Below are 19,467 nucleotides of genomic sequence, written 5' to 3' on the forward strand. Positions count from 1 at the left end.
AAGTCTCCCTCATTGTTGGCGGGGGCGAAGCTCGCCACCGAGCGCCGCGAGGCGACGCAGGGTGTACTCGGCGGCGTCGAAAGCGGTGCAGCCGTGATAGATCCGGCCGTGGTCGTCGAAGAGCCGGCCGATGAACTCGCGCTCTCCGACCTCGTCAGGTGACCACCGATCGAAGAGAACCCGCCGCATGGCCTGCACGGCATCGGTGTGGACGAGCTCGTATCCCTGGTCGTGAAGCACACCGATCAGGTGCTCGGCCGCCTTGACCTCCATGCCGTCGGCGAGCACGCCGTCCTCGTACACGACGCCAGGAAAGTCGATAGGAGCCGAAGCGAAGTCGCGGGGCCGCATGAACTGGAACACGAACGTCCGGCGCAGCACCTCCTGCACGTGCTCGGCCATCAGGGCGCGGCGGCCCTGGCCGGGTCGGCGGCTCTCCCAGACCCGGAGCTCCTGAGCCCGATCGGGATCCCAGCCCGCCATCCCGCCGACGATGACGTCGGGTTCGGGAAACTCCGCGTACCGCAACCGCCACATGCTGACGGTCTTGGCCTCGACCCCGAACATCGCCGCGATATCGCCGACGCTGAGCATCTCTTTGACCATGGCTTGTGCCCTCCCAGAGGTTCGTAGAACCTCATCTACAAACTAACGGGACCGGCCGGTGGTTTGTCAACCATGGTCTACAAACTCGTGGCGTCGGCTCCCGCGATGACGACCCTCAGGCAGTCGCGGAACAGGTCGTCCACGGTGCGGCCTGGGGCGAAATAGTCGGCGACCGCGGCCACGACGGTTGGGTACTGCTCGGTGAACGTGGCCAGGTCGAAGCCCTTCAGCGCCTCCGCGTCCGGGCGGGGGGCCTGTTCTTCGAGGACGTGGCCGACCGTGAAGCGCTCGACGGTCAGCACGATCACGCGGGCCTGGTGCAGCGGGATGCCGCGCGTCACCAGGCTGCTCATCGCCAGCTCGGAGATCGCCGCCATCGTGCGGGAGAGCTGCGAGGAGGAGAGCACCCGGGCGCCGTCCGGGTGGGCGAGCAGTGCCCGGCGCAGCCGTTCGGCGAGCCCGCTCAACCAGTCCTGCCAGCGTTGGCCCGGCGCGGGCGGTTCCCGGTCGCCGAACTCCTGGTCGAGTATCGCGTCGGCGATCGCGGTCACCAGGGCCGCCTTGTTCGGGAAATGCCAGTAGAGCGTCGGCGACTGCACACCGAGCCGCGCGGCGAGCTTGCGCGTCGTCACGCCGTCGAGCCCTTCGGCGTCCAGCAGGGCGACTGCCTCGGCGACGATCCGCTGTCGATCCAACGTCAATTCGGTCCCTCCCGCTCGTACTCTATCAGTGCTAGAGTCCCCCTATCAGTGATAGAGAGAGCGGAGACGACGATGGCGAACCTGCTGCACCGGGCCACGCACCGCATTCCCGGGGTTCCCGCGCACACCGAGCGACCGGCCGGACATCACGGCCGCGGCGCCGACCACAGGTCGAACCACGCACACCTCCGTGCGCCCCGGTTCCTGCCGGCGTGGCAGCGCCGCATCGCACGGCTGTTCGGTCAGGCGCCGCGATGAAGGCGGCGCGAGCCAGCACTACATCGCGCGACTGCCGGCGATTCCCGCCTTCGACGGCATCGGGGCACTGCCGGACGGCACCCTGGTCGGTTTCGGCAACCCGCGCCAGCCCTACGGCGCGCTGGCCGAGCGGACCGTGGTGCCCAAGGGCGCGTACGTGCCGATCCCCGAAGGTCTGGATCCGGCGATCGCGACGGTGCTGGGCTCGGCGATCACCGGCATGTCCATGAAGACTGCCGCAGGCTTCGTTCCCGGCGAAACCGTGCTCGTGCAGGGCGCCACCGGAGTCGCGGGACGGCTCGCGGTGAAGGTGGCCCGGCTGCTCGGCGCGGGCCGCGTCGTCGCGACGGGGCGCGACGACGACCAGCTGCGCGAGGTCGGCGCCTGCTGCGTGCGCTGGTCCCGACGTCGTTCGCGTTCGCGAAGCCGACCCGATTGGTCCAAATCGGAGAGTCCGCCGGCTCCGGCCTCGTGGTCGCTGCCGAAAGCCTGCGCACGTCCGGCATCGAGATCTGCGGCGCGGCCAAAGGACTCAGCCCAGAGACGATGCAGGAGGTGTACGGCCAGGTGGTGACCTGGACGCGGTCGGGCGTCCTCACCTTCGACGTGGTCCGGGTGCCACTGAGCGACATCGAAACAGCCTGGCAACGCACGGACCTACGAGGCAGCAGACTCGTTGTGCTGCCGTGAGATGATCACCTCATGCCGTTCGATCGCTTCAGCGGTACCTCCCGCCTCGGTGCGCCACCCGCTGAGGTCTTCGAGTTTCTGCTGGATCCGCACAGCTACATCGAGCTCGCGCCATTGATCGTGGCCGTGCGCGACATCCGCCGGGACGGCGACTCGATCCGATACGTGTCCGTGGAACGCTTCCGCGTCGGTCCGTTCCGTTGGGACAACCCGATCGACGTTACGATGACGCCAACGGTGCCGGGTCACACGCTGAGGAGTTCGGTGGTCTCACCGGGTGGGGTGCGGCTCGAATCGACGCTCACCCTGGCGGACGCGGTCGGCGGCGGCTCGGAGGCGACCGAGACGATCGAGCTTCGCTCGCCGACGCTCCTGCACTCCTTCGTGCTGCGCAAGGCTCGTGAGGGTCAGGACGGCCGCCTGACTGCCCTGGCCGCTCGTTTCCCCGCACCGCTCAGGCGGGATCGACAGTCTTGACCATGACGCAGTTCTTCAAGCCTTTGGGCCGGTCGTACGTGAAGCCGAGCCGCTCGTACAGCCGACGGGTGCCGTTGTAGAGGAACGACGACGACATCTTCTTGGTCTGGTCGGTCAGGTCGTGGGGATAGCTCTCGACCCGCCCGCCACCGGCCCGCGCGATGAGGTCGAGCGCACCGGTGATCGCGAGCTCCGTCACGCCCTGCCGGCGGTGGCGCTTGTCGACGAAGACGCACGTGATCCGGTAGTCGGGATCCGCGGTCTTGGTCGCGTCGTACTGCTTGCGGTGATGGATGGTCGGCAACTCGACGGGAGTGCCGTACTCAGCCCACGCGATGGCCTCGTCGCCGTGCATCACCAGCGCGGCGTGCGCCCTGCCCTGCTCCACATAGGACTTCTTCAGCGCCCGGTTGGCCTCGGCACCCTGACCGCGCTCGGGCCCGTCGGGGTGGAACCAGATGCACCAGCAACCGCCGAAGATCCCGTTGTGCCGCAGAACCAATGCATCGAAGGCAGACCAGGTCTCAGAGCTGAGCGGCGCGATGGTGTACGACTCCGTAGCCATGCCATGCACGGTATGCGCACCACGCGGCCCGATGTGACCCGCCGCTGAGCTGCGGCGCAACATTGTCACAACGGGTGCGCAACCGCCGGGCCCTTCGATGCGGGCAACAACGATCCCGTACCGAAGGGGAGGGCCTGATGTTCAAGAGGATCGCGCGTATCGCGGCGGTCAGCGTGGTGGCCGTGGCCGGCGTCCTGCACGTCGCCTCGGCGCCGGCGGCGGCCGCGCCGTACGGCGGCTACCACGCGAGCTGCAGCACCGTGGTCAACCCGGGCAACGAGTACTGGTACCACGACCGGAGCTGGTCGGAGTTCCTCGCGCTGGACGACTTCTATTTCGAGAACGGATACCGGATCACCGAGCTGGACGTGGTCGGCCACGACGTCACCGCGGTCTGGCGGCCCGGTTCCGGTGCCCAGTGGGTCCACGGCCACATGTCGATCGGCGAGCTCGAGCTCTGGGACGACATCTACTACAACCAGGGCCTGCGGATGGCCGAACTCGACCGTGACGGCGACGAGTTCTTCGCGGTCTGGCGTCCGGGCAGCGGCGACCAATTCTGGCGTACCGCCATCCCGACGTGGACCGACTTCAAGAACCAGGACGACGTGCTGTGGGACCAGGGCTTCCGCATGGTCGACATCGTCATCCGCGAGGACGGCAAGATCGGCGGGCTGTGGCGCTCGGACCAGGGCAGCTCGGGCCAGCGGTGGAACTACGGCATCCTGGCCACCGGAGCCGACCAGAACAACGAGAGCGCGTTCCAGAAACTCAATCGGGAGCGCAAAGAGGCAGGGTACGAGCTACGAATCCTGAAGGCGTTCAACAACGACGCCTATCGGGTGGCCGTGTGGCGCTACCGGGGTGGCACGTTCAACCAGTCCACCGCGAACTTCATGACCACCGACGCGATGCGCAGCTGGGAAAAAGCCTGCCGCGCCGGCGGCATGCGGATCGTGACGCTCGACGTCACCTAGGACCGCTCGCCAATACCGCGAGGACCCCGACGGTGGTCCTCGCGGTTTTGACCAGGCAGCGAGGTGGACGCCGCGGACAGGGATCGCACACCGAATCGCATTTCGGCAGGGTCTCCGGCGGGTCGGTTTGCGTGGTGAAAGGCTCTAACCCAGGGCCGGAATGACGTGCCAGCCCCGACCGTAGGGACATTCGTAGGCGTTCGAGTCAGGCTTGGCGTCGGCTAACCGCCGCGCGAAGTGCTCTTGGTAGATCGGTCGGTCGCAGCCGCCGCACACAGGCACAGGACCATCGAGAACCGCCGGGGGATGCGGTTGTTCGTCCCGGTCCATCATCGCCCTCCAAAGCTCCGGCTGGTCAACCGTATAGACGTTACTTGGTGCCTGAGCCGCCGCAGGAACGGCAGACTTCGAAGCTGTCCTCGGTCCGGACCTTACCTTTGGGGTCCATGTACTTGCGTTTGACGACCACCAGGCCCGAGCCACCGCATGTGCCGCACGGATGTGGGCGTTTGGTCATCGACATCGGCGCAGCCCAACCGCCGAGGTGGTGATAGTGAGCCTTCATGACGACCTCCCCAGATCCCAGAGATTTAACCCTGTGAATCCAGAAGAACTCACTGTACCGAAACAGTCAACCCTCTGTTCCGGATGAGCTTACTCGGGCGTGGGTTCCTAGGCCGGGAACCGGTACCGAAGTTCGTACGCTGAGGCGTCCAGAACCATTCGGTTGACCTCTACGCACCGGCCACCGGCCGCGTACGCGTACCTAGTCACCTCGATCACCTCGACCCCGACTGTCGGCAAGCCGAGGTCGCGCACCTCATCCGAGCTCGGCCGGCGCACCACAACACGCTCCTCGAACTCCGTGGGTCCGACCCCCAACTCCGCAAGCCGCGCGTAGATGCCGCCCGGTCCGGAGTCCGCCTCTTCCATCCGGGTGCCCCCAGCCAGGTCCAGTGGCAGATACGAGCTAGCGACCTGCACCGTGCGACCGTCCACGTCGAACCGTCGGTGACGCGCGACGGCTTGCGAACCCGACGCCGCCCCGAACGCGTCGGCCACCGCGACCGGAACGTCCTCACGCCGTACTTCCACGCTGACCGTCCGCCGCCGCGCGCCAGTATCGAGATCTTGGATCGCTTCTCCCGCCCGCCACCTGCTAGCAGTGAGCCGATCTGGCGAGTTGCGAACGATGCGAGAGAACCGCCGGACGAACACCCCAACGCCGTGCCGGTGCTCAGTGAGCCCCTCGACGCGCAGCAGATCCAACGCGGAGACCACTGTCGTCCGAGAGACCCGGAAGCGGTCTATCAACGCCGTGATCGAGGGCAACTTCGCACCGCTCGGCAGGTCACCGGACTCGATCGCAGCTCGCAGTTCCGCGGCGATGCGGCGGTACGCGTTGGTTTCGGGGACCAAGGATCCTCCCGACCGGACTGTCCATTAACAGTGTCGCGAGTGTATCGGCAAAGCACCCCGTCAACGCATAGGCCAGACCGAGGCCCCACCGTTGTCAGGCCCTCGAGCCCTCGAGGACGCGTTCGGGAATCAAGCGACAAGCGATGACGCCGAGCCGGCGAGAACGGGAATCGATCAACGCTGATCTGGCGATCGGGGCGGCGTCGTAGATGGTCTGGGTGCCGAGAGCTCTCATGGCCGACGAGGAATGGGCGGTGTGGTACGGCTCGCCGCGGTGTTTACCAGGTCCGGTAGGTCTCGCCCGGCCACCGAGGGTTGCTCTCGCGTGACTGGCGCGATCGGTGCCGGCTCGACCGCGGGATCGGCGACTCGGGCCACGCGTGCCCGCCCCGTCTCGGTTCGCGTCATCGGTGGACCACTGGTCGTTGCCGGCGGCGCGGTGTCGGCCGGCCCCGCCGCGGAGCCTGGCGCGTCCGTCGCCGACGACGCCTCCACCGGGCCGGTGGCCGACCGGCCGGCCCCGTTACGAGGCGTTCGGCGCGGTCCGGTTGCCGGCAGGAGCTGGGCGAGCTCCGCCTGCAGCGCTGCCCAGTCGGAGCGGGGCGGGGCGGGCTGGTCAGTGGTCGAGGTGAGCTGCCCCGTGCTGTCGGACCCCTCCACGTGCCGGTCGGTTCGACCGGGCGTGGCCACCGGGGACCGATCCGATCCCGAGCGCTCGGCACCCTCTCCCGCCTGCGCGGTCGCGTTTGCCTGCTGAACGGCGTCCGCCGCCGCGACCGGGTCGGGGACGTGGACGAGCGGCCGCTGCGGCGTATCGGCGAGCAGCCGCGCGGCCGAGGCTAGGGCGACGGGGTCAGGTTGACCGGACCGACGCCACCGCCGGCGACGGCCGCCCGCCGGCAGGTTCCCGGCCAACACGCGCGCAGGTGCCAGATCGGCGGCGATCAGCGTGGTGAGCCCGTCGTAGTCCGCCTGCTCGGCCAGCCGTCGGGCGATCTCGTCGAGGTCGTACACCGCCATGGCCATGTCCGCGGTGGTGGCGTCCAGCGCTCGGGTGATTTTGCGGTGCAACACCTTGCTGAGCGCCGCCTGCCGCCGCTCGCCGCGAATCTGCGCGCGGGCCGCGTCGAGGGAGCCGTACAGCCCGAGGCCAGGGTCGGCCTTGGCCAGCGAGCGGGCACGGCGGGTCAGCCACGGCTGTCGCAGCCAATGCCCGACCGGTTCGTACGCCGGTGTGGTGGGTGGCAGCTGTTGCCTGGCGAGCAGCCGGTCCCGCCGCTGGTTCTCGGTGTTCATCAGCCACACCAGATAACCGAGCAGAGACATGCCCGCGTAGAAACCGCCTTCGAGGTGGTTGCTGTGAGCCAGCCAGTTGAAGGCGACCGCGCCGGCAGCGATGCCAGCAGAGAGTACGCGGGACAGCATCGCCCGTTCGCCCAGCCGACGGCGTACGTCGGCGTTCGCCAGCACCACGATGCCGCCCAGCTCCAGCGCGCCAACAGCGGGGAGGGCGATGTACCACGGCATGCCGAGCCGTTCCATCGCCCCGGACACCTGGCCCCCGAGCGCGACGAGCAGCACGACAACGTAGAACCCCGTGCGCAGTACGGCGACCCGCCGCACCGCCCGGGCCAGCTCGGCGTCCGACCCCTCCGACGGGTCGACGCCGTGCACCCCGCCGGTCGAGCTTCCGCCAGTCGTCCGGGTCCGGTTCGGTTCCTGGAACACGCCGAGCAGGTTCCTCTCTCACTCCGGCCCCGGCCTGACCGGCGCCTCGGCGGCGGCGCGACCCGGCGGTGCCGCCCGCCGAGTGGTATCGAAGCCACGCTCCGCCGGCCGCCCGTCGTCCGCCGCATGCTACAAGTTGCCGGGCCGATTTGGACACCACGCGGTGCCCACCCACCGACACCGTAGCCGGTGCTGCGCCGGGCAGGTTTCCTGCAGCTGCGCTCGTTCCATCCGCGCAGGTCAGCAACCGTTGGTGGCTGCAGTCGCGCCGGTTCTGATCGAGGGCGGGTCACGCCAAACACGCGATGGAACTGGGCCGGGTGCAAGTTGTTCACGGGTATCCACGGAGAGTTGCCCGGGCCGCCTCCGTCGCGTTGGACTCGTGGCGAACGGTCCCCGATCACCTCAAGATGCGCGCCTAATCAACGTTGACTAGACGTTTCGTCCTCGTGTACTTTGGCCAAGTAGTCAAACTTGCCTAGCTCGCCAATCCGTTCGCAGCGCCGAGAGAAGGAATCGAACCCATGGGAAAGCTCGCGATCGAGACGAGAGGGTTGAGCGGTGGTGGGCGCGTGTCGGCGACGAAGCTCCTGGTGCTCGGTATCGTGCACCTCTCCGGCGGCGCGCATGGCTACCAGGTGCGGTCCGAACTGCAGAGCTGGGGTGCGGAGAGTTGGGCCAAGATCAAGCCCGGCTCGATTTATCACGCGCTGAAGAAGGCGGCGGCTGATGGCCTCCTCACCGAACACGCCGAGCCGGGCAACTCCGGGCCGGAGCGCGTTCTGTACCGCGCGACAGCTCGGGGACGTGACGAGATGGTCGAACTGGTCCGCGACGGTCTGCGGCGCACCCACGACCCGGACATGCTCAACGCGTCCATCGCCATGTTGCCCATGCTGACCAGGACGGATGCCATCGCGCACGTTAACGAGCGGGTCGCGCGCCTGGAAGCGGAGCTCGTAGGGCAGGCCAAGGGGTGGGAGAACCCGAACCCCGACATTCCCGAACACGTCCGCGATCAGGCCGAACTGTGGGCGGGACACGCACGCACCGAACTGGAGTGGGCGAAGAGCCTGAGCAAACGACTGTCTGAGGGCGCCTACACCATGGCCGATGATCCGGGTTCGTGGCAAACGGTCCACAATCCCCTCAAGATGCGCTTCTAATCAACCTTGACTAGACGTTTCCTCCTCGTGCACTCTGGCCAAGTAGTCAAACTTGACTAGCTAACCAATCCGTTCACAACACCGAGAGAAGGACTCGAACCAATGGGAAAGCTCGCGATCGAGACGAGAGGGTTGAACAAGTCACTGGTACCAGGTCCGGACACGACAAGGAGAGCCGAATGAGCACCATCCCCAAGAACAACTCGGAAACCGTTGCGCACACGCCCGGGCGGGCGAGCAGCATCGGGGTCTGGATTCTGCAAGTCGTGTTGGCGGCGATTATCGCCGGCGGCGGAATCTCGAAGCTCGCCGGCGACCCGGTCATGGTGGACATGTTCGCCGACATCGGGGCTGGCCAGTGGCTCCGGTACCTGGTCGGAACGCTGGAGGTCGCGGGAGGGGTTGGACTTCTGATCCCGGCTCTGGCGGGCCTGGCCAGTCTCGGGTTGGCGGCATTGCTGACCGGTGCTGTCATCACCGATCAGTTCGTGCTCGAGCAGAGCCCTTGGCTGCCGCTCGCCCTACTCGTCGTGGCGGCCGTGATCGCAAGGACGCGGTGGTCGCGCACCGAGGCCGTCGTCGGCACGCTGCTCAGGCGTTGAGACAAACCTCTCGAACGGAGATGTGAGATGAACGAGATGGCCTTTCGCGTGACATCAAACGATGGCACCACCATCGCCTACGACAGGGAAGGAAGCGGTCCGGCCGTCATTCTCGTGGGCGGAGCACTCGACGAGGGGGTGGAGAACGCGCCCTTGGCGCCAGCTCTCGCCGAGCGCTTCACGGTCTACAACTATGCCCGTCGGGGACGCGGCGCGAGCGGCTTCACCGAGCCGTACGCCGTGGAAAGGGAGATCGAGGACCTGGATGCGTTGATCGCGGAGGCGGGCGGCTCGGCACACCTGTTCGGGGCGTCTTCAGGCGGCGCGCTGGCGCTGGAAGCGGCCGCGGCAGGGTCAGCCATCGACACGATCGCCGTCTGGGAGGTGCCCTACGCGGTCGGAGACGACATACGCCCGCGATTCGAGGAGTACATCGCAGACACCCGACGCGCCTTCGACGCCGGGCGAGACGAGGAGGTTCTCGAACTGTTCATGCGCATGACCGGCGCCTCCGACGACAACATCGCGGCCAGGAAAGCGGCAGGCAAGCAGACGGCGCATTGGGCGGATTCGGTCGCCCTCGCGCCCACGCTGGTCCACGACAGCGTCTTCCTCAACCGCTACCAATTGCCGGCCGATCGACTGGCAACGGTCACCCAACCGGTCCTGGTCACAACCGGAGGACCGATCACGGTCCCCTACATGGCAGGCCTGCCCTCGGACTTCTTCGACCGCGCGGCCGACGAGCTCGCAGACCTACTACCCCACGCTCAACGGGAGACCCTCGAGGGGCCGGATCACGTCGTCGACCCACAGACCGTCGGCCCGCAGTTGCTACGGTTCTTCAGCAGCGAACACTGAGGGGCCCGCGAGGTGTTGGGGAAGACCGATTAGGCACCGCGCAAGCAGATCTTCGTCGCGCCAGGGACACGGGGCGGACAGGTGGTGTCGAGGTTGATGTCGTCGGCGGCATCACAGGCCTGATCCTGGGCGTGCTTGTCACCAACGTCTTCGTCACCACGCAAGGCCGGGCCGTCGTACTGACCTGGGCCTCAGTGGGACTCGACCTGGCCTACTCGCTGCTCATCGGCTCCGTCGTCGGTCGTACCCCGAAACTCGGGCCGACTCAGTACCGCCCACCGAAGCCCTGCGCAGCACATGACCTGGCACCTCGGTAGGGCCAGTGATTCCGGGCTGTGGTCGCATGCGGTCACCGTTCCCGGGCGGTGGCCCGGTGCCGAAAGTGGTGCGCACGGAGCGTGCCGATGATCGTGACCGGCGTGCGCCTGTCCGCGGCGGCCGTCCAGCGGCTGGACGAACTGGCCGGCAACGACAGAGCCGGACGGTCAGGCCTGATCCGCCGGGCGATCGACGAGTTCCTGGCCAGGCACACACCCGAAACGGCTTGACGACCGACGACCCGGATGCCGGCAGGCGAGGTAGACCCAACGCGAGCGTTGGGCCTACCTCGCGCCCATGCGAACCGCGCCCACCGCACCGTGGGGCCTCCGGGGGTCGCCCCCGGAATAGGAATGACAAATCCCCACCCAGACCCTGTCCGCGAAGCGGCCAGGGTCTGGGCAGGGATTTGTGGACCAAACGTGGCAGAATCCGAACCGCATTCCAGCAGCTCAGGGGCCGTTTGTGGCTGTCGCACCTGTGCGAAATCGGCGGTTGTAGCGCGATCGTGGCGCAGGGTCGAACCCTCGGCGGGTCACGCCAAGCACGGGAACGGGATTCGATCAACGCTGACCCGATGGTCGTGACGGCGTCGTGGCGTCTGCCCAGGCTAGATGACGTGCTGAGTTGGTGCGGCGCGGACCCATCTATTGGAGGTTGGGCGCAGCATCGGAAGCGTGAAGGGCACGCGGGATGCGCCCCTTTCCGGGCTAAAAGAGCAGGTGATGGGTGCCAGCGGTGCTGCTGACGCAGTGCCCGGGGTTCGGGTGAGTGGCCAGGTGTCGCGGCCAGAGGTGGCCACGTTTTCGACCGTTCTGACCGACACAAAGGTCAGCGGTGACCTGCAAGCCGGCCGGCAGTCGGTGGGTGCCGTGGTGGGGAGCCAGCATCAACGAGACGTGGGCGGGGCTCAGCCCGGTCTTCGCAAGCCACGACAGAACTGGAGCGCCTGCATCACCAAAGACGATGAGCCGCCCCGGTTCGGCGTTCTCGAATACCAGTGACATGTTGTTGTTGGCCCGACGCATCGCATCCCAGACTCCGCGAAATTCCTCGCTGTGGTCCTCGGGCAGGTTTAGCTGGCTGATGTCCCGGAGCGCCAAGTCTTCGTACGCATCGTCATCTTCATCGAACTCCCCAATGTCGAGTTCGGAGCGGCCCGCCAGGTGCATCAGATTTGACTGCAGCTCTGTCTGTAGCCAGCCACCGGCCCGAGCCGTCTCGAGGTTGTCGCGCAGCGAGGTGTTGCCGCTCCCGGCGAGCGCATCGGCAAGTTGGTCGAACCGGGTTACCGCGCTCTGTACCTGGCGGACGAGGCCGGCCGGCAGCACGGGCAATGGCCAGAGGACTTCGTATCCGTGCTGACCAGCCACGAAGGCCCCGTCCAAGCCCCGCGCTGCCGGGGCATAGCGGAACGGGCCGTCGGTCACCTCTCTGAGAGACAGGGCCAGATCAAGGTTGCGGATTCCGGTCACGGTGCTTGCCAGCGCGAGGTACCGCCAAACGTACTCTTGAGCGATCTCCGGGATCCGCGGTGAAATGAGTCGCATCGACCGGAAGCGTTGCCCGCGAGCCCGCATCCGCTCAGCAAGGCGCACGAAGCCGAGGTAGTGGTCGGTGTCGAAGTGGGTGACGACGATAGTGTCGATCAACTCCGGCCTGCCTTCGAGGGCCTCGAGAAGGCGACTACAGACCTCATCGGCGGAGATGCTGTCGCTGCCGCAGTCGATGACCATGACCGACTCATTGCCGTCGCACAACGACCGGACGACCGTGCAAGCACCGTCACCAACGTCGAGGACGCTCACGAGATCGCTTCGGGACGCGTACGTCACCGCTGCCTCGTCCTCGGAATCGTTTCGCCCAGGATCGGATTCTCCATGTACCAGTGCGCCCAGTCGCCGTCCGTCGGGATCCGACGGTAGACCGCATATCGTCATGATGGAGCCGAGGCTGTTCAGCAGGTCGGACTGGATCGCGTGACGGGGTACAGCCGTGTTGATCCACTCCACCGCCCGGGTGTGGCGTTGGTCAGCCGGCGCGTCAGGCCGGTACCGATAACGCCCGACGACGCGTCCGATGGCCAGGTGGTCGGGTCGGCAGTGCAACGGCATGGCGACGTAGTCCAACGGACGCATGCGCCTGAGAAACGTCCATAGTTGGCCGGCATGGTTGCTGAGGCGCTTGTCGGCGTCGTGCGGGTAGGCCCGGCGTAGCCGGGCGCGGACTTCTTGCTGGCTGCCGCAGAGCGTGAGGTCACCCAGCTCGGGCCAAACGGCGAAGAGAAGGCTCTGGCGAAGAGCCGCCTCCTCCGACCCGTGAGGGAGACCGGCCCGCACCATCCACGATCGCGCCATTAGTCCCCCACATCTGACTGTCGAAGTTGTATTCGACGTGTTCGACCCAGCCTTCTGCTTGACCGAGTTCCGGTCAATGCCCCGACAACGTCCGTCCAACGGCGCACCGCTGCGATATGTCATGAACTGCAGAAGCTCGTCGCGCTGCCCGAGTCGCGGAAAGCGCACCCGATGCCCTCTGCTGGTGGGCCCTGATATGCCGGCCGTGGACCGCGTCGCGTCGGCCATCGTTGGCCGGTGGCTTGCTGCTGGTTGCACAGCGGATCTACAGCAGCGTCCGGCACTGCCGCCACCGCTGAGAACGCTCAGGAGCGGTCGGCTCTGGGTGTCACACTTGCGGTGTGTGTGGGCAGGTGACAATGGACGCGTGCCTCTAGAGCAGCCCAGCGTCATCAGCGATGTCGGTGCGCGTCCAGCCGATGGTGAGCGCGCCGCCGTTGTCGGATTCAGTGGTCAGTACGGGCTGGCTGCGCGGACCGTGCGCGCGAAGATCACTAGTCTGGAGTGGATTCGAGTCGCGGACCCCGACGCGGGGGTCGCGGACGATTTCCAGTTCCAGGCCGGGGGAACCCGGTACGCCCTGCAGGTTAAGTGGGCGCAGTACCCCGGCGTCTTTGGCTGGGCCGAACTGGTCAACGCTTCGAAGGATGCGACACCGCTCATCGGGCGGCTTGCGCAGGCGTGGCAACACATTCGTGAGAACTGGTCCGGACCGCTCGAGATCCGGCTGTGGAGCAACGAGAACCCCTCGGTGACCCCACCGCGTGAGGGCTCTGTCCTGGGGTCCTGTTCCGCGCAGCCGCCCCGGCATTTTGCCGCCTTCTTGGCCAGGTCGTGGATACCGACTCGAGAGCGCCTGCGCGCTGGCAGCGACGGCTGGTCACAGGTGGCGACTCTGCCCGAGGTGACCGGCTGGCAGCCGGCGTGGGAGGCACTGCGCATCGCGACTGGGCTGGACGTCGACGCGTTTGCTGCGTTCGTCGGCGATCTGGATTTACACTTCGGCCCTGCCGTGGAAGATCAACTGTTGCGTCCAGACGAGGCACCCCGAGACAACGACCTGGAGCACCTCGCCGCGACTCTGCAGGCGCTGGTCGCTGACCCGGCCCGGCCGATACAGCTGAGCCGCGAGGCGCTACTCGAGCGGCTCGGCTGGACCGACAGGCTGCGCTTCCGGAACCCTCATGCCTTCCCGATGCCCGCCGTCTATACGGCAAACGAGACTGCCCGGCGGCAACTGCAGGTACGGCTTGACGAGCTGACGGGTGGCTACGTTGCGTTGGTCGGTCCGGCCGGTGCGGGCAAGTCGACGTTACTGGCCAGCTTGACCTGGCCACAGCGGCGGGTTGTCCGGTACTACGCGTTTGTTCCAGACGCCTCGGACCCGCTGAGTGGGCGCGGCGAGGCCGACAGCTTCCTGCACGACGTCAGTCTCGCGCTGGAAGGTGTCGGCTTCCGCCGCCGCGGCTACGCCAACGACCTGCGTACCCAGCGTGCAGCGCTGCAGGAGCAACTTACCGACGCCGGAGAGCGGTGGCGTGACAGCGAGGAAGCGACCGTCATCGTGGTCGATGGGCTCGACCACATCCCGCGCGAGCAAAACCCGTCGCGTTCGCTTCTAGAGGAGTTGCCCGCACCGGCAGGCATACCAGAGGGCGTCTTCGTCGTGCTCGGCACACAGACGACTAGCATCCTGCCGCGGCCGATTTGTGAAGCGCTGACCACCGAGGACCGGACGGTGGAGCTGCCGCCGCTGGCGCCGGGCGAGGTGCTTCGGCTGGCCGATGCCGCTGGGCCAGGCGAGTGGCTGCTTCCCGGCCAGTGCGAACGCCTCGTCGCCGCGAGCGAGGGTCACCCGCTTGCGTTGACTTATCTCCTGCAGGATCTCGCGGCGCTGGAGTCCGTGGAGACTGATCCGCAGCTGCGTAGACTGGCCGCGGATTCGCTGCTAAGCGATGCCTCGGCGTACGGCCGGGAGGTCGGGGTCCGATACCGCGGTTACCTGCTCGCCGTCGGTGAGGATCGCGAGCTGCTCGACGTTGTGGCTGCGGTCGCCCGTCTGCGCACACCAATGGATCTCGAGTGGCTCAAGACATGGGTAGCGACGCCGGTACTTGAGGAGTTCGTACAGAGGACGGCGACGTTCTTTCGCCGCGAAGGAACGGTGTGGCGATTCATCCACAACAGCTTCCGGCGGTTCCTCACGGAGGAGACGTCCCGAGTCGCCGGGACGTTCGACGTCGGGCGGGACCGGGACCTGCACGTCGCGCTGGCCGACGTCTGCGGACGCTCCGATCAGCGGTGGACCCTGTACCGGGATGAGGAGTTGGCGCATCGTTACCTAGCAGGGGATTACGCACGGGTCATTGAGCTGGCGACGCCAAACCTGCTGCGGGACAAGCTGTTGGCGCTGCGCCCGATCGCCGTCGTGCGAGACCAGGCACGGCTCGCGCTGCGGGCAGCCGCCGACACGAGCGATTTCGCCAGCCTCGTTCGAATGCTGCTGTTCCATAACGAGCTCTGGCAGCGAGAGCTGGTCATCAGCGCCGAGAAACTCGCCAGCGTGATGGTCTACCTTGGACCACCCGAGCGAGCTGTCGAGCACGTCGTCGCAGCGGGTCTGTTGCGGGTGCCGGTGGGGGCCGCGCTTGATGTCGCCGTCCGCTTCACCCGCTCCGGGTGCTTTGAGGCCGCGGTGCAGATTCTGCGCGCTGCTGGAGCTTTGGCCGAGATCGTCCGCGACACACCCAGGAGCGCTGCCGACTGGGCTGAGGTGACATATCGCATCTCCGGTCTTGACGAAGTGCTCGCGCAACTCGATGACCAGCTGACGGCGCCGACCGCCGACCCTGTGCCCGAAGATCCGCCGGCTGCACTCGACGGCCAGGCGAAGGGTGCCAAGCGTCGCCGACGTGAGCACGAAGAACGCATCGCTCAGATCGCGTCGGCACGCAACGTGATGCTGGCCCGGTGTTTCGATCTGCTCAGCGAGGTCCGTGACGAGACCGGCTTGACGATCCTGCGCGACAGGATCGACCAGGAGTCGTCCGTGGGCTGGCGCGCTCGGGCGCGGGTGGTGCACGCAATCGCAGCCTGCGAGGACGGCGACGTGAGCTCGGTGCTGCGTTGGACCCGCGAGGTTGTCAAGCTTCATACGTTCGACCGAGACGACGAACACGATGAAGAGGACGGCTCACCAACGGAGCCAGGTGTGGTCCCGCTCAGCCTTCGCCTCAGGGCCGGGGACATGCTTGTCGCCAGCGGTCTAGCTGATGCCCCTGAAGTCGATCTGCTCGTGCCGCCCGGCACCGTCGCCGATTGGCCGTCCGTTCCGTCGGGGCAGGACGGGTTGACGCCGTTCCAGACGTTCATCGACCTGGCCAAGCTGCGCGTCTTGCGTACTGCGGCCAGCGCCGCGCCCACAGGCGTCTCGTCAACGGCTCCGCCCAACCTGCGCGACGCCGGAACGGAACGGTTTCGGCACGCCCTGAACACTCTGGCGCAACTGGAGGGGCGCCAGGCTGCAGCCGACATCGGCCGCGGGAGCACACCGAACGTCGCTGCTGAGGCAGATCCAATTATCCGCCTGTTCGAGGTGCCGAATCGCCAGACAAGGGATTGGACAGGTTGGTACTACGTCCAGGACGCGGCACCCGGGCTGTTCCGGCGGCTCACGCGTCTCGCTGCGGCTGGCGGACCGGACTCTGTCAATGCGCTCCTCGACCGGTTCGCCGCAGCTTGGGACGACCCGCATCGCGCCAAGTTCTGGCCACCGCAGCGGCAGTTGCATGTCCTGCGCGCTGTGCTGTCCGTCGCGAAGGCCGATGTTATCGTTCGCGTGCGCCATCATCTCGAACGACTCGACGCCGCCATTGGGGGGTTGGCCGCCGGACCGCACGAGCTGGCTGAAATCTGGCTCGATCAGGCGAAAGGTTGGAGCAAGGCCGGGACCTTGCAGCGGGCTGAGGGCGCCGTCCGGTCAGCGCTGCGCACGTCCTGGGGCCCCGGCATTCACCACGACGACCGGCAGCTGACCGCCTGGCTCGACTGGCTGAGCGTTGCTGCCGCCGACAGCGTGCTGACGCGCGAGGAGTTCCTCGCTGCTGCCCGTTGCTACGCAGGCCGGCTCGCCGCGGCAAACGACGCCGACCAGGACGTTGCCGAGGCGGCCGCACAGCTCATCCAATTGGTGTGGCCGGTGGATGCCCCGCTGAGCACGACGCTGGCAGAGTCACTGTGCGAGACCGGCATCATCGAAGAGGACGATGCGGTCGAGGCCGTACTGCTGGGAAGTGCGAGTGACCCGCAAGTATCGGTTGAACTCGTCGCCGTAGCGGCAGCGGAGCTGCTCATCCCGTTGCGCAGGCAGCCCTCCCACGAGCTACGTCGGAGGATCGAGCAGCGCCTGGATCCGCGAACGCCGCAGGCGGTCGCCACCATCGACGATGCCATCGCGGTGTGGTCGGTGCCGGAAGACGCCGACAGCCTCCACTTCGAGGGTTCGGACAGCGCTAGTCCAGTCGCCGCGTCGACGGAACCTGGCGACGTCCCGGCGCTGGCAGCGTCTCCAACGAGCGTTACAGCGTTGTTGGCTGAGATGCGCCGCACCTCGAACGCGGGCGCCGGGCCCCTCGACTGGGGTCGCGCGGTCGAGGCAGTGGCTGGCGATGATGTGGGGTTTGCCGTTGCCGGGGCCCTGCTGAAGGAAGCGGCCCGGCTGCATCTCGACGGCGAGGCCCTTGGCGGCATCGCCGCGCTGGCCGCACGAGCCGGACTGGCCGAGCCGGCCGCAGAAGTGCTCGCCGGCGCCCTCGCCCGCACTCCGGCCTACGGCTGGATCCACCACTACGACGGCGGCAGCCGCCTCAACCTGCTGCGGGCTGCGCTGCGGCACCATGATCCGACTATCGCACGACTGGCAGCCTCCGATCTCGCCGGGGCGTTGTCGACCGGTGCTTTGTCGGGGCAGATCCAGCCCACCGACCTGCGCCGGATCCTCGAGACGATCGCCGGCGAACGCGCCGTCGCATCCGCGTGGCCGCAGGTGGCGGAACACCTCGACGTGTATGCGCCCGCAGCCCACGGCGTGCCCCGCCCCGAGGAGCCAGTCGCCGCTGCCGGCACGCCAGTAGAGGCGCTGCTGCGATGGGTCGCAGGCTACTTTGGCCACCCCGTTCGGCCACGCGACTTCGGCGCTAGGCGCGTCCTGCACGCTGGACTCGACATGGCGCGCACGGAGGCGGAGACCGTGCTCGCCGAGTCCAACGGAAAGGGCGGATGGCAGGCAGAAGCAGCGCTGCATACCCTGGCCGTGTACGAGCCGCCGCAGGGCGCGTTGTCGTCCGCGCTCGCAGAGTCACTCGCAACGGCAGCGGCGTCGGATGACGCGATTTGCCGCGATCTTGCCCGGCAGCTGTGCGCTCGGCACGGGCTCGCCGCCCCCGTGCCCCCATCGCGTCCGCTGGCGCGCACCTACGAGCTGGCGCTGCCACCATTGCCAGCGCGCGCCGCACCGGAACCAGACAGCCGTGGGGTTCCTATGATCGACATGCATGATCCGCAGCAGATCCTCGCGCCGTTCGACGAACCTCTACGCATTGCGGCTAGGGTCGCAGGACTGCAAACGGAAGCCGTCCTACACCGCGCAGCTGCCATCGCGGTTGCCCTGGAAATGCCGTGGTTGCGCGGTGGGCACAAAGCACACGCAACCCGCTTGGCGACCCGAGCGCAGCGCCACACTTACCGCCCGTGGGGGTTCATGGCTGGGCGTCGCGCGCTCGGGATTGTCCTCGCCGAACTGGTGGACGCCGGGGCCCTCGATCGTGGTATCGCCGCACCCTCCTACGCGCTCGGGCTCATCGACGAGGTGCTGGTACACGTAGTTCCCGAGCCGCTAGACGACACGACACCGGCCCCGTGGCGCGCGCCCACCGACGCGAGCTACGACGTTCGGGGCTGGTGCAAGCAGACAGAGGACGCTGCACAGACGTACGCGAGCGCGGCGGAAGTGACATCGACGTACGTGCTGGCGGAGTCCACCGAGTGGGCCCAGTTGGAGTGGGGGAAGCCCGAGGAGCGCCGGACCATTCGGACCGCTCACGGCCTGGCCGACGCGGGCGGCGTCATGCTGCCTCGCCGAGAACTGTGGGAGACGAGCTCCACGCCTGCAAACAACTACTCCCAGGTTCCGGACCTGGTCTGGGCAGACGAGCAATTGGTTGTCGAGGGATGGGAGATGCACACCGACCCACCGTGGTACCGGTGGCTAGCGCTCCACCCTGCGGTCGGCCGCCACCTGGGCTGGACACCCGACGTGACCGAACTCTTCTGCTGGCACGGCGACGACGGAACCTGGAGGGCGCGCTCGATCCGGCGCGCGCGTGGACAGCTCAGCCACCAGGCGCCCGGCCATACATACTGCGCCGAGGGCTGGCAAGTTGTCCTGAGCGACACTGGTCTCGCTGAACTACGCCAGTCGTTCGGGCCGCTGCGGCGTAGTCTCCTCGTCCAGCGGACCCTGCCCGCCCGCCTCCGCGAGGACCGGCCGGCCGCAGAGACCAGCCGCTACCGCATCCCGCTTGCAGAGCCGCGCTGATCTGACCAGAGCGAAAGACGTTCGTCTGCCAGTCATGAAGCCGCCGCTGCTGAATACTCGGCAAGCCTGGCCGTATGTTTGCAATGTCCGGACATGGCGCAGCAGCAGCGGAGGGCGCCGGGATGCCATGTGGAGGCACCCGGACGC

The 19,467-nt window shown here is 67.4% G+C and carries 14 protein-coding genes; 8 read left to right on the forward strand and 6 right to left on the reverse strand.

The features are described from left to right. Positions 1 to 9: 9 nt before the first annotated feature. Together CHC05_RS06790 and CHC05_RS06795 are read right to left on the reverse strand one after the other, a co-directional pair. Positions 10 to 606, reverse strand: a complete 597-nt coding sequence (locus CHC05_RS06790; protein ID WP_089245777.1) for a hypothetical protein — start codon at positions 604 to 606, stop codon at positions 10 to 12. Between the two features lie 77 nt (positions 607 to 683). After that, a complete protein-coding gene (locus tag CHC05_RS06795) occupies positions 684 to 1,307 on the reverse strand; it encodes a TetR/AcrR family transcriptional regulator C-terminal domain-containing protein (protein ID WP_089245779.1) in 624 nt (207 codons plus the stop codon). Between the two features lie 190 nt (positions 1,308 to 1,497). Here CHC05_RS06795 and CHC05_RS06800 point away from each other — a divergent pair, with 190 nt between their 5' ends. Next, positions 1,498 to 2,139, forward strand: a complete 642-nt coding sequence (locus CHC05_RS06800) for an MDR/zinc-dependent alcohol dehydrogenase-like family protein (protein ID WP_218824459.1) — start codon at positions 1,498 to 1,500, stop codon at positions 2,137 to 2,139. Between the two features lie 128 nt (positions 2,140 to 2,267). Further along, a complete protein-coding gene (locus CHC05_RS06805) occupies positions 2,268 to 2,732 on the forward strand; it encodes an SRPBCC family protein (protein WP_089245781.1) in 465 nt (154 codons plus the stop codon). Here CHC05_RS06805 and CHC05_RS06810 read toward each other — a convergent pair. Then, complete coding sequence (locus tag CHC05_RS06810) at positions 2,710 to 3,297, reverse strand: GNAT family N-acetyltransferase (protein WP_089245783.1); 588 nt, start codon at positions 3,295 to 3,297, stop codon at positions 2,710 to 2,712. The genes CHC05_RS06805 and CHC05_RS06810 overlap by 23 nt on opposite strands. A gap of 137 nt (positions 3,298 to 3,434) precedes the next feature. Between CHC05_RS06810 and CHC05_RS06815 the strand changes: the two genes are divergently transcribed. Beyond that, positions 3,435 to 4,274: a hypothetical protein gene (locus tag CHC05_RS06815; RefSeq protein ID WP_089245785.1), complete on the forward strand. Its 840-nt coding sequence runs from the start codon at positions 3,435 to 3,437 to the stop codon at positions 4,272 to 4,274. Positions 4,275 to 4,946: 672 nt separating this feature from the next. On the opposite strand, the gene CHC05_RS06820 is transcribed toward CHC05_RS06815, so the two are convergent. Continuing rightward, positions 4,947 to 5,693: a GntR family transcriptional regulator gene (locus CHC05_RS06820; RefSeq protein WP_089245787.1), complete on the reverse strand. Its 747-nt coding sequence runs from the start codon at positions 5,691 to 5,693 to the stop codon at positions 4,947 to 4,949. Positions 5,694 to 5,924: 231 nt separating this feature from the next. After that, positions 5,925 to 7,421 carry a hypothetical protein gene (locus CHC05_RS06825; RefSeq protein WP_089245789.1) on the reverse strand — a complete coding sequence of 499 codons (1,497 nt, stop codon included), beginning with the start codon at positions 7,419 to 7,421 and terminating at the stop codon, positions 5,925 to 5,927. A gap of 524 nt (positions 7,422 to 7,945) precedes the next feature. Here CHC05_RS06825 and CHC05_RS06830 point away from each other — a divergent pair. The 4 genes from CHC05_RS06830 (at position 7,946) to CHC05_RS06845 (ending at position 10,598) form a co-directional block, all read left to right on the forward strand. Then, positions 7,946 to 8,587 (forward strand): PadR family transcriptional regulator, encoded by a 642-nt coding sequence (locus CHC05_RS06830; RefSeq protein ID WP_089245791.1) that lies wholly within the window; start codon positions 7,946 to 7,948, stop codon positions 8,585 to 8,587. A gap of 179 nt (positions 8,588 to 8,766) precedes the next feature. Further along, positions 8,767 to 9,189, forward strand: coding sequence for a DoxX family protein (locus tag CHC05_RS06835; protein ID WP_089245793.1), 423 nt, complete (start codon positions 8,767 to 8,769; stop codon positions 9,187 to 9,189). Between the two features lie 27 nt (positions 9,190 to 9,216). Beyond that, entirely contained in the window at positions 9,217 to 10,050 is an 834-nt protein-coding gene (locus tag CHC05_RS06840) for an alpha/beta fold hydrolase (protein ID WP_089245795.1), read from the forward strand. 404 nt (positions 10,051 to 10,454) lie between these two features. Continuing rightward, positions 10,455 to 10,598 (forward strand): ribbon-helix-helix domain-containing protein, encoded by a 144-nt coding sequence (locus CHC05_RS06845; RefSeq protein ID WP_089245797.1) that lies wholly within the window; start codon positions 10,455 to 10,457, stop codon positions 10,596 to 10,598. Positions 10,599 to 11,078: 480 nt separating this feature from the next. Here the strand turns inward: CHC05_RS06845 and CHC05_RS06850 are convergent, their stop codons facing one another. Beyond that, the gene (locus CHC05_RS06850) at positions 11,079 to 12,497 is read right to left on the reverse strand and encodes an MBL fold metallo-hydrolase (protein ID WP_179266073.1); all 1,419 of its coding nucleotides are present in this window, start codon (positions 12,495 to 12,497) and stop codon (positions 11,079 to 11,081) included. A gap of 595 nt (positions 12,498 to 13,092) precedes the next feature. On the opposite strand from CHC05_RS06850, the gene CHC05_RS06855 reads away from it, so the two are divergent. Then, positions 13,093 to 19,320, forward strand: coding sequence for an ATP-binding protein (locus tag CHC05_RS06855; protein WP_089245801.1), 6,228 nt, complete (start codon positions 13,093 to 13,095; stop codon positions 19,318 to 19,320). Positions 19,321 to 19,467 lie beyond the last annotated feature (147 nt).

Source organism: Asanoa hainanensis (assembly GCF_900188485.1).
GTDB lineage: Bacteria > Actinomycetota > Actinomycetes > Mycobacteriales > Micromonosporaceae > Asanoa > Asanoa hainanensis.

What these genes read in the sequence shown, in the direction of transcription:
- CHC05_RS06790 (WP_089245777.1), bottom strand. Translation starts at nt 606, where the DNA reads ATGGTCAAAGAGATGCTCAGCGTCGGCGATATCGCGGCGATGTTCGGG.
- CHC05_RS06805 (WP_089245781.1), top strand. Translation starts at nt 2,268, where the DNA reads ATGCCGTTCGATCGCTTCAGCGGTACCTCCCGCCTCGGTGCGCCACCC.
- CHC05_RS06810 (WP_089245783.1), bottom strand. Translation starts at nt 3,297, where the DNA reads ATGGCTACGGAGTCGTACACCATCGCGCCGCTCAGCTCTGAGACCTGG.
- CHC05_RS06815 (WP_089245785.1), top strand. Translation starts at nt 3,435, where the DNA reads ATGTTCAAGAGGATCGCGCGTATCGCGGCGGTCAGCGTGGTGGCCGTG.
- CHC05_RS06830 (WP_089245791.1), top strand. Translation starts at nt 7,946, where the DNA reads ATGGGAAAGCTCGCGATCGAGACGAGAGGGTTGAGCGGTGGTGGGCGC.
- CHC05_RS06835 (WP_089245793.1), top strand. Translation starts at nt 8,767, where the DNA reads ATGAGCACCATCCCCAAGAACAACTCGGAAACCGTTGCGCACACGCCC.
- CHC05_RS06840 (WP_089245795.1), top strand. Translation starts at nt 9,217, where the DNA reads ATGAACGAGATGGCCTTTCGCGTGACATCAAACGATGGCACCACCATC.
- CHC05_RS06845 (WP_089245797.1), top strand. Translation starts at nt 10,455, where the DNA reads ATGATCGTGACCGGCGTGCGCCTGTCCGCGGCGGCCGTCCAGCGGCTG.